This is a genomic window from Caballeronia sp. LZ033 (assembly GCF_031451265.1).
Lineage (GTDB): Bacteria > Pseudomonadota > Gammaproteobacteria > Burkholderiales > Burkholderiaceae > Caballeronia.
Genome location: NZ_JARUXQ010000001.1, coordinates 2,624,322 through 2,635,983 on the forward strand (window position 1 = coordinate 2,624,322; position 11,662 = coordinate 2,635,983).

At 66.4% G+C, this 11,662-nt stretch carries 9 protein-coding genes and 1 pseudogene; 6 read left to right on the forward strand and 4 right to left on the reverse strand.

Annotated features, from left to right (window positions below):
• Nucleotides 1-25 precede the first annotated feature (25 nt).
• The 3 genes from QCE62_RS12250 (at nucleotide 26) to QCE62_RS12260 (ending at nucleotide 2,976) form a co-directional block, all read left to right on the forward strand.
• Complete coding sequence (locus QCE62_RS12250) at nucleotides 26-685, forward strand: 2-hydroxychromene-2-carboxylate isomerase (RefSeq protein WP_309918180.1); 660 nt, start codon at nucleotides 26-28, stop codon at nucleotides 683-685.
• Between the two features lie 250 nt (nucleotides 686-935).
• On the forward strand, nucleotides 936-1,949 hold the full coding sequence (locus QCE62_RS12255; protein WP_309918184.1) for a LysR family transcriptional regulator: 1,014 nt from the start codon (nucleotides 936-938) through the stop codon (nucleotides 1,947-1,949).
• 94 nt (nucleotides 1,950-2,043) lie between these two features.
• A complete protein-coding gene (locus QCE62_RS12260; protein WP_309918186.1) occupies nucleotides 2,044-2,976 on the forward strand; it encodes an AraC family transcriptional regulator in 933 nt (310 codons plus the stop codon).
• 9 nt (nucleotides 2,977-2,985) lie between these two features.
• On the opposite strand, the gene xdhC is transcribed toward QCE62_RS12260, so the two are convergent.
• Genes xdhC through xdhA form a run of 3 tightly spaced genes read right to left on the reverse strand, consistent with a single transcriptional unit; the run spans nucleotide 2,986 to nucleotide 7,391 of the window.
• Nucleotides 2,986-3,492 carry a xanthine dehydrogenase accessory protein XdhC gene (xdhC, locus tag QCE62_RS12265; RefSeq protein ID WP_309809582.1) on the reverse strand — a complete coding sequence of 169 codons (507 nt, stop codon included), beginning with the start codon at nucleotides 3,490-3,492 and terminating at the stop codon, nucleotides 2,986-2,988.
• Complete coding sequence (gene xdhB, locus QCE62_RS12270) at nucleotides 3,489-5,852, reverse strand: xanthine dehydrogenase molybdopterin binding subunit (RefSeq protein ID WP_309918189.1); 2,364 nt, start codon at nucleotides 5,850-5,852, stop codon at nucleotides 3,489-3,491. The genes xdhC and xdhB overlap by 4 nt, the downstream gene beginning before the upstream one ends.
• A 15-nt stretch (nucleotides 5,853-5,867) precedes the next feature.
• Nucleotides 5,868-7,391 carry a xanthine dehydrogenase small subunit gene (gene xdhA, locus QCE62_RS12275; protein WP_309918192.1) on the reverse strand — a complete coding sequence of 508 codons (1,524 nt, stop codon included), beginning with the start codon at nucleotides 7,389-7,391 and terminating at the stop codon, nucleotides 5,868-5,870.
• Nucleotides 7,392-7,725: 334 nt separating this feature from the next.
• On the opposite strand from xdhA, the gene QCE62_RS12280 reads away from it, so the two are divergent.
• Nucleotides 7,726-8,946: an MFS transporter gene (locus QCE62_RS12280; RefSeq protein WP_309918195.1), complete on the forward strand. Its 1,221-nt coding sequence runs from the start codon at nucleotides 7,726-7,728 to the stop codon at nucleotides 8,944-8,946.
• An 89-nt stretch (nucleotides 8,947-9,035) separates the two neighbouring features.
• Here QCE62_RS12280 and QCE62_RS35270 read toward each other — a convergent pair.
• A pseudogene (locus QCE62_RS35270) lies at nucleotides 9,036-9,191 on the reverse strand (DNA-binding protein); the annotation flags it as partial.
• Nucleotides 9,192-9,350: 159 nt separating this feature from the next.
• Here QCE62_RS35270 and QCE62_RS12290 point away from each other — a divergent pair.
• A complete protein-coding gene (locus QCE62_RS12290) occupies nucleotides 9,351-10,097 on the forward strand; it encodes a GntR family transcriptional regulator (protein WP_309809590.1) in 747 nt (248 codons plus the stop codon).
• 7 nt (nucleotides 10,098-10,104) lie between these two features.
• Nucleotides 10,105-11,538 (forward strand): multidrug transporter subunit MdtD, encoded by a 1,434-nt coding sequence (gene mdtD, locus QCE62_RS12295; RefSeq protein ID WP_309918199.1) that lies wholly within the window; start codon nucleotides 10,105-10,107, stop codon nucleotides 11,536-11,538.
• Nucleotides 11,539-11,662 lie beyond the last annotated feature (124 nt).

The window sequence follows — 11,662 nt, forward strand, 5'->3', positions numbered from 1 at the left end:
CCAGGGAAAATCAGGGAGAGGCAACATGAGTGCCCCGCTTTCGAGCAATTCCGGTCAGCCGTACTTTTTCTTCGATTTCATTTCGCCGTTTTCGTACCTGCTGCTCGAGCAGCACGAGAAATGGCCCGACATGCCCTTCGAACTCGTTCCCGTCCAGTTGATGACGCTGCTCGAACGCTGGGGCCAGCCGCACGCCGCGACGATTCCCTCCAAGCGCGTCTTCACCTACCGCCATGCGCTGTTCCGGGCGGAGCAACTGGGCATTCCCTTCAAGATGCCTCCCGCCCATCCGTTTGATCCCGCCAAGGCGCTGCGGCTCGCAGTGTTGGCGAACGGCGAGATCAACTGCGTGCGGGAGATCTTCCGCTACATCTGGCGCGAAGGGCGCGATCCCGCCACCAGGGACGGCTTTCGCGGACTGTGCGAGCACGTCGGCATGCCGGACGCGGTGGCGCGCGTGGAAGACGAGGACATCAAGGCGAAGCTGCGCGACAACAATGACCGGGCGGTCCAGATGGGCGTGTTCGGGGTGCCGACCTTCCTCGTCAACGAGCAGATCTTCTGGGGCGAGGACACGCTGCCGATGGTGCTCTATGTCGCGCGGTCGCCGAACTGGCTGGACGGCAAGGAGGTGAAGCGCATCAGTGCCTTGCCGACCGCGCCACGGGACGCCGATTTCGCCTGACGCGGCTGGATGAGGCTCGGAAGACCGGGAAGGCGTCCGTACGCGACGAACCGCGCCGGCGCCTATCTCATAAATAGCGCTCCCGCTATGGCGTCAAAAAGGGATAAGCGGTTAACTTCGGAACAGGCTGCGTGACATATCGGTGACCTGGGCGTTTCCGGACGTCCGGGCAGCGTCGCGCGCGGCGCGCGGACGCACACGAACACTGACGGACGCGCGTTCTCGGCCTGACCGAACCCATCGCCCGATCATGAACGAACCCGCCGACTCCCTCGATATCTGGCTCATCCGCGTGCTGCGCACCTTGTTGCAGGAGCGCAGCGTCACGCAAACAGCGCAGCGGCTGAACCAGACCCAGCCGGCTATCAGCACGGCGCTGCGCCGCCTGCGCGAGATCCTGAACGATCCGATCCTGGTGCGCGGCAAGCAGGGTATGGTGCCGACCGAATACGGCGAGTCGCTGCTGGCGCCGGCCCAGCGGGCGCTGCGCGAAGTGGAATTCGTCGCGACCCCGCACGGCGATTTCGATCCGGCCAGTTCGCGCCGCACCTTCCGCCTCGCCGCCCCCGACTACCTGAACGACTTCTTCATGCCGACGCTCGTCGCCGCCTTTCGCGACGCGGCGCCGCACGCCCGGCTGGAGATCGAGTCCCTGAATCCGATGCGCGATCACGAGCGCATGCTCGACCAGGGCGAGATCGACGTGATGGTCGCGAACTGGACCAAGCCCGAGCCGCGCTTCGAACGCCGCGACCTGTTCTCCGACGTCTTCGTCTGCCTGATGCGCGCGAACCATCCGCTCGCCCGCGAGCCGCTCACCATCGACCGCTATGCACGCGCCGCGCATCTCGCGCCCACGCCGTACAGCGGCGGCCGGCGGCATCCGATCGACATCGGACTGGCGCGGGCGGGCATCGAGCGGCGCATCGTCACGACGATCCCCTACTTCGGCCTGGTGCCGCAGGTGCTGCTGCAGTCAGACCTGATCTTCACGGCGCCGCGCCGCTTCGCACAGCACTATGCGTCGATGCTGCCGCTCGCCGTGCTCGAATCGCCGGTGCCGTTTCCGCGCATCAAGTGCTACCAGCTGTCGCTGCCGCAACCCGATCAACCCACCGATGTCGCGTGGCTGCGCACCCTGATTTCGACGGTGTCCGCCTCCCTCACGGGCAGGAAAGGCGCGGCGACCGCGTTCAGCGCGCCCGACACACCCGACGCATCCGGTACGGACGACAGCGCCGAACTCGGCGAACTGGCGAAGTAAAACTGCCGAAGCGAGCGCGCGGGCGGCGCGGCGGCTGGACTTTCGGTAGTATCCGAAGCGAATCGCCGCCCTCCGTCCGACCCCGACCGTTCCCATGGATGCTCTCGACAAACTGATCCAGCTGGCGAATCTGTCCGGCGCGCTCGATCTGCGCTGCCTGCTGAGCGGACCGCTCGAACTCGATCACGCGCCCGCGCCGGCGGGCGAAGCGGTTTATCACGTCGTGCTGGACGGGGCCTGCGCGGTCCTGCGTCCGGGTCACGCGCCGCTCGAACTGCGCGCCGGCGATATCTTCGTCCTGCCGCGCGGCGACGCGCACGTGCTGAGCATCGAGGCGCGCGCTGCCGGCGCCTTGCGTATTGAAGCTCATGGGGAGGTGGAGAAGCGCCACAACGGCGCCGTGATCGTGAAGAGCAATTGCGGCGAGCGCGATCCGGCGGTCGACCTGCTGTGCGGCCGCTTCCTGTACGCACCGCGCGCCTTGCTCGTCGATGTCCTGCCGGACGTCGTGCATGTGTCGTTCTCGCGCACGTCCGCGCCCTATCTCGATCCGCTCGTGCAGACCATGCGGCGCGAAGCCGAGGATGCACAACTGGGCGCGCCGTCGATCGTCACGGCACTCTCCACCGCTCTCTTCACGATGGTGCTGCGCGCGTGGCTGGCCAGCCAGCCGTCGCTCGCGGGCGTGCTCGGCCTGCTGTCGAACCGGCGGCTCGGAGCATCGATCATCGCGATGCTGGAGCGCCCCGCCGAGCCCTGGACACTCGAGATGCTGGCCAGGGAAGCGGCGATGTCGCGCGCCACCTTCATGCGCGCCTTCTCCGCGCATTCGGAGAGCTCGCCGCTGGCGTTGCTGAGCCACGTCCGCATGCAGCTTGCGAGCACGATGCTGACACGGACCCGCAAAAGCATTGCGGACGTCGCGGCGGATGTCGGCTATCAGTCAGAGGCCGCCTTCAGCAAGCGTTTCAAGGAGCTCTACGGCGTGGCGCCGGGAAGGTTCCGGCAGGCCAACGGCATTACTTGAGCGTCGTCGTCACGCGGTTGCGCGGACGGTCTTCCACGCATCGGCGCCATAGCGCGCGGTCATCTCGCGCACGCGCAGCAGCTGCGCGGTGACTGCCAGCGCGATCGAGCCGGGCGCCTTGTCGACGATGCCTTCCACGCCGATCGGACAGGTGATCTCCGCCAGCCGGTCCGCCGCGACGCCGCGCTCCAGCAGACGGCGCTCGAACTTCACGCGCTTGGTCTTCGAGCCGATCAGCCCGAAATACGCGAAGTCGTCGCGCCGCATGATGCGCTGCGTGAGCGAGAAATCGAGCGCGTGATCGTGCGTCATCACGATGAAGTAGGCGCCGGCGGGCGCTTCGTCGACGATGGCATCGGGCAGGTCGGTGGCTTCGACCTGCACGTTGGCCGGGACTTCGTCGGGGAACAGTTCGTCGCGCGCATCCACCCATTGCACGACGCACGGCAAGGTGCCGAGCACCTTCACGAGCGCGTGACCCACATGGCCCGCGCCGAACAGGACGACGTGCATCATGAGCGTGCGCTCCTGACCGCGTTGACCGCCTTGAGAATCTCTTCGGCCGTCGCGGGCGCGTTGAGCGGCGGATTCACCGTGTGATCGCCGACTGCCGAAACGGCGTCGCGGATCGCGAAGAACACCGAGAACGGCAGCAGCAGCGGCGGCTCGCCGACCGCCTTCGAACGATGGATGCTGTCCTCGACGTTGCGGTTGTTGAACAGCTCGACGCGGAAGTCCGCGGGCATGTCGTTGGTGGTCGGGATCTTGTAGGTGGACGGCGCGTGGGTCATCAGCTTGCCCTGGTCGTTCCACCACAGTTCTTCCGTGGTCAGCCAGCCCATGCCCTGCACGAACGCGCCTTCCACCTGACCCTTGTCGAGCGCGGGATTGAGCGACGCGCCTACGTCGTGCAGCGCGTCCGCGCGCAGCACGCGCATCTCGCCGGTGAGCGTGTCGATCACCACTTCCGATACCGCCGCGCCGTACGAGTAGTAGAAGAACGGACGCCCCTGCATGGTCGCCTGATCCCAGTAGAGCTTGGGCGTGGCATAGAAGCCGTCGGACCACAGCTGGACGCGCGCGAGATAGGCCTTCTGCACGACTTCGCCGAACGGAATCGCATCGCCGCCGACGATCACGCGGTCGTTCGCGAAGCGCACTTCCTCGGCTGTCACCGTGCCGCCGCCGAACTTATCGGCCGCGAACTTCGCGAGCCGCTCGCGCAACTGGCGCGCGGCGTCCTGCGCGGCCTTGCCGTTGAGGTCGGTGCCGGTGGAAGCCGCCGTCGCCGACGTGTTGGCCACCTTGCTCGTGTCCGTCGCCGTGACGCGCACGCGTTCGAAGTTCACGCCCAGTTCGTGCGCGACCACCTGCGCAACCTTCGTGTTCAAGCCCTGGCCCATTTCCGTGCCGCCGTGATTCACGAGCATGGAGCCGTCGGTATAGATGTGCACCAGCGCGCCGGCCTGGTTGAAGTGCGTCACGTTGAACGCGATGCCAAACTTCACCGGCGTCAGCGCCATGCCCTTCTTCAGGATTGTGTTGCTGGCGTTGAAGGCGTCGATGGCTTCGCGGCGGCGGCGATAGTCGCTCGTCTCTTCCAGCTCGGCGATCAGTTCGTGGATGACGTTGTCTTCGACCGTCTGCCCGTACGGCGTCTGGTTGTTGTCCGTCTTGCCGTAGAAATTCGCGCGGCGCACGTCGAGCGAATCGCGGCCGACCGCACGCGCGACGTTGTCCATGATGTATTCGATCGCGAACGCGCCCTGCGGCCCGCCGAAGCCGCGGAACGCGGTGTTCGACTGCGTGTTGGTCTTGCCGCAATAGCCTTCGATCTTCACGTCCGACAGCCAGTAGGCGTTGTCGAAGTGGCAGACGGCGCGCGTCATCACGGGGCCGGACAGGTCGGCGGAAAAGCCGCAGCGCGACGTCATGTCGACGGCCACGCCTTCGATCTTGCCGTCGTCGTCGTAACCGACTTCGAAGTCATAGATGAAGTCATGGCGCTTGCCGGTGATCATCATGTCGTCGTCGCGGTCCGGGCGCAGCTTCACCGGGCACAGCAGCTTCCACGCGGCCAGCGCCGCGCAGCACGCGAAAATGCCCGACTGCGATTCCTTGCCACCGAAGCCGCCGCCCATGCGCCGGCATTCGACCAGCACGTTGTGCGAATGCACGTTCAGCACGTGGGCGACGAGATGCTGCATTTCCGTCGGGTGCTGCGTCGAGCAGTAGACGTGCATGCCGTCGTCGTCCTTCGGCACGGCGTAGGCAATCTGGCCTTCCAGATAGAACTGTTCCTGGCCGCCCAGCTTCATCGCGCCGCGCTCGTGATGCGCGGCCTGCGCCATGCGGCCGGCGGCGTCGCCACGGGAGAGCTTCAGCGGGTTCAGCACGTAGGACTCGGCCTTGCGCGCGTCGGCCGGCGTGAGCACCGGCACGAGATCCTCGAACTCGATCTTCGCGCGGCGCGCAGCGAGACGCGCGGTGTCGTGCGACGTCGCGACGACGATGAACATCGGCTGGCCGACGAACTGCACGATGCCCTGCGCGAGCACCGGATCGTCGTGGATGATCGGGCCGCAGTCGTTGACGCCGGGAATGTCGTCGGCGGTGAAGACGGCGACGACGCCCGGCGTCGCGCGCACGGCGTCGAAGTTCATCGACACGATCTTCGCGTGCGCCTTCGGACTCGTGCCGAGCGCCGCGTGCAGCGTGCCCGCGACGATCGGAATGTCGTCGGTGTAGCTGGCGCGCCCGCTCACGTGCAGATGCGCCGACTCATGCGGACGCGACACGTGGACCTGCTTGAAATCGTCCGCTTCGTTCGCGAGCGACTTGGCTTCGGCGAGGAAAGCTTCTGCTTGCTGATTCATGTTCGTGTCCCCTTCTTACTTCGCTTCGACCAGTTCGATGGCGCGCACATCCAGCTTCGACTTGTCCAGCGGATCGTTCGGACGCGTCTCCAGCCAGAACCGATACAACAGGCTCTTGGCCGTGTCGAGACGGTAGTCGCTGCTCGCGCGCATGTCGGTGAGCGGCTGGTAGTCCTTGCTCAATGCGATCATCGCGGCCTGGACGGTGGCTTCGTGCCACTGGGCATCGGCGAGAATGGCTTCGGCGTGCGCGGCGCGCTTCGGCGTCGCGGCCATGCCGCCGTAGGCCAGGCGCGGCTCGCGAATGAATTCGCCATCGGCGATGAACGAGAACGCGGCGTAGACGGCGGAAATGTCGGAGTCGAAGCGCTTCGAGAGCTTGTACGCGCGGAACTGGCGCTTCGCATGCTGGCCCGCGCGGGTCGGCACCCGGATGGCCGCGACGAATTCATTCGCCGCCATGTCCTTCTTCTGATACGCGATATACAGGTCTTCGAGCGGCATCTCGCGCGTGCCGTTCACGCTCTGCAGCACGACGCGCGCATTCAGCGCGATGAGACCGGGCATCGAATCGCCGATCGGCGAGCCGTTGGCGACGTTGCCGCCGAGCGTTCCCGCATTGCGGATCGGCAGCGACGCGAAGCGCAATTGCGTTTCCTCGAGTTCCGGATACGTCTTGACGAGTTCCGCGTAGGCGCGTTCGAGCGACACGCCCGCGCCGATCTCGATCCACTCGCCGGTCGTCTCCAGGCGCTTGAGCGCGTCGATCTGCCCGACATAGGCGATGTCGCCGAGATCGCGCAACTGCTTCGTCACCCACAGACCGACGTCCGTGCTGCCCGAGAGAATCCGCACGTCCGGATTGCTGTCCTTGAGCGCGGCGAGCGCCTCGACGGTGCGGGGCGCGTCGAAACGGCGCCCTGCGTGTTCGTAATGGAAGGTATCGGTGCGGCGGATGCTGTCGAGCGAACGCGCGAGCGCCGGGACGTTGACGGGCGCGAGCGGCGCGTGATCGAACATCTGCTCGGCGGCGTCGATGATCGGCCGATAGCCCGTGCAGCGGCACAGGTTGCCGGTCAGCGCGTCGCTGATTTCCTGGCGCGAGGGCTTCGACTTCTCGCAGGCGCCTGCACAACCGGTGGTCGCATGACCGTGCTTTTCGTACAGCGCGAACATCGACATGGCGAATCCCGGCGTGCAGAAACCACACTGCGAGCCATGGCAGTCCACCAAGGCGCGCTGCACCGGATGCAGCGTGCCGTCGGGCTGGCGCAGGTCTTCGACGGTGAAGAGCGCGCGGCCGTCGAGCGTCGGCAGGAACTGCACGCACGAATTGACGGCCTTGAACGCGACGCCGCCCCGGCCGTCCGGCTCGCCGATGACCACGGTGCACGCGCCGCAGTCGCCTTCCGCGCAGCCTTCCTTGGTGCCGGTGCAGCGCGCGTCTTCGCGCAGGTATTGCAGGACGGTGCGCGTCGTCGCTGCGTCGCTCACTTCCTGGATCGCGTTGCGGTGATAGAAGCGGATCGGCTGGCTCATGGGGATGTGGGCTCTTCGATGCTGTTCTGCTGGTTGCGCGGGGTGCGCAGCCGGTGGCATGCGCGACAGGGACGAACGGTCGGGCCGGTCCTGTCGCCTCGATGGTTCAAAAGCTATCACTGCCAAAATCCGCAACCCATAGGTGACATTGCATGGTGGGCATACTCCTGTCCCGATATGCCGTCAAAGCCTTACGCGACAAGGCGTCGGCCGATGCCTTCCGATCGTTCGGACAGGCGGTTTGTCCTACCTGGTTACAAAACCGGTGCGACGCTGCGACGCAACATATGTAACAATCACGCCTTCGCGCCGAATACAAGTCCGCACTTTCCCTATGTCCACCGAGCCCCGCTCCGCCGCCGCGTCACAAAGCGACTTCGCCGTCACGCTGCGCATCCTGCCTGTCGTGCTGTACACGTTCCTGTGCTACCTGACCATCGGCATTCCGCTGGCGGTGCTGCCGGGCTTCGTGCATACGGATCTCGGCTATGGCTCGGTGATGGCCGGCGCGGCGATCAGCGTGCAGTATCTGGCCACCCTGATGTCGCGGCCGCTCGCGGGCCGCACCGCCGACACCCTCGGTCCCAAGAAGACCGTGCTGTACGGACTCGCGGCGTGTGCCGTGAGCGGCGTGCTGCTGCTGGGCTCGGCGCTCGCGGCGCAATGGCACGTGGCGAGCCTGGTGCTGCTGGTGATCGCGCGGCTCGTGCTCGGCTTCGGCGAAAGCTGGGTGGGCACCGGCTCAATCACGTGGGGCATCGGGCGCGTGGGCGTGACGAACAACGCGAAGGTGATCTCGTGGAACGGCATCGCGACGTATGGGGCGCTGGCGATCGGCGCGCCGCTGGGCGTGGCGATCGATCATGCGCTGGGGTTCGCGGTGCTCGGGCTGCTCGTGATCGCACTGGGCGGCTTCGGCTACTGGCTCGCGACGCGCATGGCCAGCGTACCGGTCGTGCATGGCGAGCGCATGTCGTATCGCAGCGTGTTCTTTCGCGTGCTGCCGCATGGCCTCGGCCTGGCGCTCGGTTCGGCGGGCTTCGGTTCGATCGCCACCTTCATCACGCTGTACTACGCGGCGCACAACTGGCCGAACGCGGCGCTGTCGCTCACCGTGTTCGGCACGATGTTCATCGGCGCGCGCCTGCTGTTCGCCAACACGATCAAGGCCTATGGCGGCTTTCGGGTGGCAATCGTGTCGTTCGCGTTCGAATGCGCCGGCCTGCTGATGCTGTGGCTCGCCGCGGAACCGACCTTCGCGCTCGCGGGCGCGGCGCTGACCGGCTTCGGCTTCGCGCTCGTGTTTCCAGCGCTCGGCGTGGAAGCGGTCGGACTCGTGCCGCCGGCGAGCCGGGGCGCGGCATTGTCGGCTTATTCGGTGTTCCTGGATTTGTCGCTCGGGCTGACCGGGCCGCTCGCCGGGTATGTCGCGGGTGAATTCGGCTACGGCTCGGTGTTCCTGTTCGCCGCGCTGGCGGCGGCCGCGGCGGTGGCGCTTTCCGTGGCGCTGTATGTGCGCACGGGACGCGGCGTGGGCGGGCCGGCGACGGCTTGACGGCTTCTGCGATCGGCAAGCGGCTGCAATCCTGATTTCGATGCGGGGATCACCGTATTCCGGCAAGGCCCTCCCGGGCGATTCCGATCCCGCGCACAGGCAACGACGCCCAGCGCATGAGCGATGAACGCCGGATCGTCGCCGCTGTCCCGAAGGCAGGCTTCCGAATACCCGGCGATGTCCTCTTCGGTACGCAGATGACCGGCGGAATCCCACGGTCTTGTCCTGATCCTGCCTGACGTCATTGCCTGCTCCATGTGAAGGCGAAGTGTGGATCGAGTGAACCGACGGACGTGCCGAAAGCCGCTCCGAAACCACGTGATCGCAGACAGGATAAGAATCCGCGCGACCTTCGTCATCGAGGTTTGTCTTAAAATCGCCGCTTGGCCCCTCTGCGTCCGCTTATGAACTCGACATCGGAAGACCGTTGGCGCGACTTGCGCCCGGACCCGGACAGCGACACCCCGCTCTATCTCCAGCTCGCCCGCAAGCTCGCCAACGCCATCCACGAGAATCGCTGGAACGCAGGCGAGGCACTGCCCTCCGAACGCGTCCTGTCCGATGCACTCGGCGTATCGAGGATCACCTCCCGCAAGGCCATCGCGCTGCTCGTCGAGCAAGGGCTGATCCGGCGCGAGCAAGGCGCGGGCAGCTTCATCACGCCGCGCTATGAAGACCCGCTCTCGCGTCTGTCGAGCTTTTCGGAGATGCTCAGGCGGCGCGGCTTCACCCCCAGTTCCAAGTGGCTCTCGCGCAGCATCGAGCCCGCCAATCGCGAAGAGGTCATCCAGCTCGGCCTCTCGCCCGCCGCCGCGGTGACGCGCCTGAAGCGCCTGCGTCTCGCCGACGACATCGTCATGGCCGTCGAGAACTCCACCTTTCCGGCCGCCTGCATTCCCGAGCCGCAGGCCATCGGCGATTCGCTCTACAGCTATCTCGACTCGCGCGGCCTCTCGATCGTGCGCGCGCTCCAGCACTTCCGCGCGGTGAATGCGAGCCAGGAGATCGCCGCGCAGATGGGCATCGCGCCGCACGACGCGCTGCTGCTCATCACGCGCGTAGGCTATACGGCGGACCAGCGCGCCATCGAACTCACCGACACCTACTGTCGCAACGACTACTACGACTTCGTCGCGGAACTCCGCAAATAAGCGCCCCATGACCGATATCGCCACACGCACGCCGTCCGACCGCTCGCTTTCAGTCATGCTGTGGATCGTCGCGACGGGCTTCTTCATGCAGACGCTGGACTCGACGATCGTCAACACCGCGCTCCCCGCGATGGCCCGCAGCCTCGGCGAAGCGCCGCTGCGCATGCAGGGCGTCGTGATCGGGTATTCGCTCACGATGGCGATGATGATCCCCGTCTCCGGCTGGCTCGCGGACAAGCTCGGCACGCGGCGCGTGTTCTTCAGCGCGATCCTCGTGTTCACCATCGGCTCCCTGCTCTGCGCCAAGGCCCAGTCGCTGCAGGCGCTGGTGGCGTTCCGCGTCGTGCAGGGCATCGGCGGCGCGATGCTGCTGCCGGTCGGCCGGCTCGCGGTGCTGCGCGTGTTTCCCGCCGAACGCTATCTGTCGGCGCTGGCCTTCGTCGCGATTCCGGGGCTGATCGGTCCGCTCATTGGTCCGACGCTCGGCGGCTGGCTCGTGCAGATCGCCTCGTGGCACTGGATCTTCCTGATCAACGTGCCGGTGGGCATCGTCGGCTGCATCGCCACCAACATGTACATGCCCGACAGCCGCAATCCCGCGGTTGCGCCCTTCGATCTCGCCGGCTACCTGCTGCTGGCGATCGGCATGGTGTCGCTCACGATTTCGCTCGACGGGCTCGCCGATCTCGGCTTGCAGCACGCCGTTGTCATCGTGCTGCTGGTGCTGTCGTTCGGCTGCTTCGTCGCCTACGGCCTGCACGCGACACGCGCCGCCCAGCCGATCTTCTCGCTCGATCTGTTCAAGATCCACACCTTCAGCGTCGGGCTGCTCGGCAATCTGTTCGCGCGGATCGGCAGCGGCGCGATGCCGTATCTGATTCCGCTGCTGCTGCAGGTGAGTCTCGGCTACACGGCGTTCCAGGCGGGGATGATGATGCTGCCTGTGGCTGCCGCCGGCATGCTGTCCAAGCGCGTGGTGACGCGGCTGATCGAGCGGCGCGGCTACCGGCGCGTGCTGGTGGTGAACACGGTGCTCGTCGGGCTGATGATGGCGAGCTTCTCGCTCGCCAGCGCGCATCAGCCGCTGTGGCTGCGGCTCGTGCAGCTGGCGGTGTTCGGCGCGGTCAACTCGGTGCAGTTCACGGCGATGAACACGCTCACGCTGAAGGATCTCGGCACGGGTGGCGCGAGCAGCGGCAACAGCCTGTTCTCGCTCGTGCAAATGCTTTCGATGAGCCTGGGCGTGACCGTCGCCGGCGCGATTCTCTCGACCTTCACCAGTCTGCTGCCGCAGGTGACCGCGTCGAATTCGCTGCCGGCCTTTCACGCGACGTTCCTGTGCGTCGGCGTCATCACGGCGGCGACGGCGTGGATCTTCGGCCAATTGGCGCCCGAAGTGCGTTCGGCGCCACGCAAGCCCGATCCATCGGAAGCCAACTAGACTGCGCACCGGGACCGCGCACCGCGCCGGTGCCCGCGCGCACAGCGGCGCGGCGTGCGCTCCCGGGCGCGCAGCATGATTCGCGTATCTGCACACGAATTGTCGCGGGCATTGCGCCGCAAGC

Bases quoted from the DNA above. Each gene is read 5' to 3' on its own strand.
- QCE62_RS12290 (WP_309809590.1), top strand. From the start codon at position 9,351: ATGAACTCGACATCGGAAGACCGTTGGCGCGACTTGCGCCCGGACCCG.
- QCE62_RS12260 (WP_309918186.1), top strand. From the start codon at position 2,044: ATGGATGCTCTCGACAAACTGATCCAGCTGGCGAATCTGTCCGGCGCG.
- mdtD (WP_309918199.1), top strand. From the start codon at position 10,105: ATGACCGATATCGCCACACGCACGCCGTCCGACCGCTCGCTTTCAGTC.
- QCE62_RS12250 (WP_309918180.1), top strand. From the start codon at position 26: ATGAGTGCCCCGCTTTCGAGCAATTCCGGTCAGCCGTACTTTTTCTTC.
- QCE62_RS12255 (WP_309918184.1), top strand. From the start codon at position 936: ATGAACGAACCCGCCGACTCCCTCGATATCTGGCTCATCCGCGTGCTG.
- xdhA (WP_309918192.1), bottom strand. From the start codon at position 7,391: ATGAGCCAGCCGATCCGCTTCTATCACCGCAACGCGATCCAGGAAGTG.
- xdhC (WP_309809582.1), bottom strand. From the start codon at position 3,492: ATGATGCACGTCGTCCTGTTCGGCGCGGGCCATGTGGGTCACGCGCTC.
- QCE62_RS12280 (WP_309918195.1), top strand. From the start codon at position 7,726: ATGTCCACCGAGCCCCGCTCCGCCGCCGCGTCACAAAGCGACTTCGCC.
- xdhB (WP_309918189.1), bottom strand. From the start codon at position 5,852: ATGAATCAGCAAGCAGAAGCTTTCCTCGCCGAAGCCAAGTCGCTCGCG.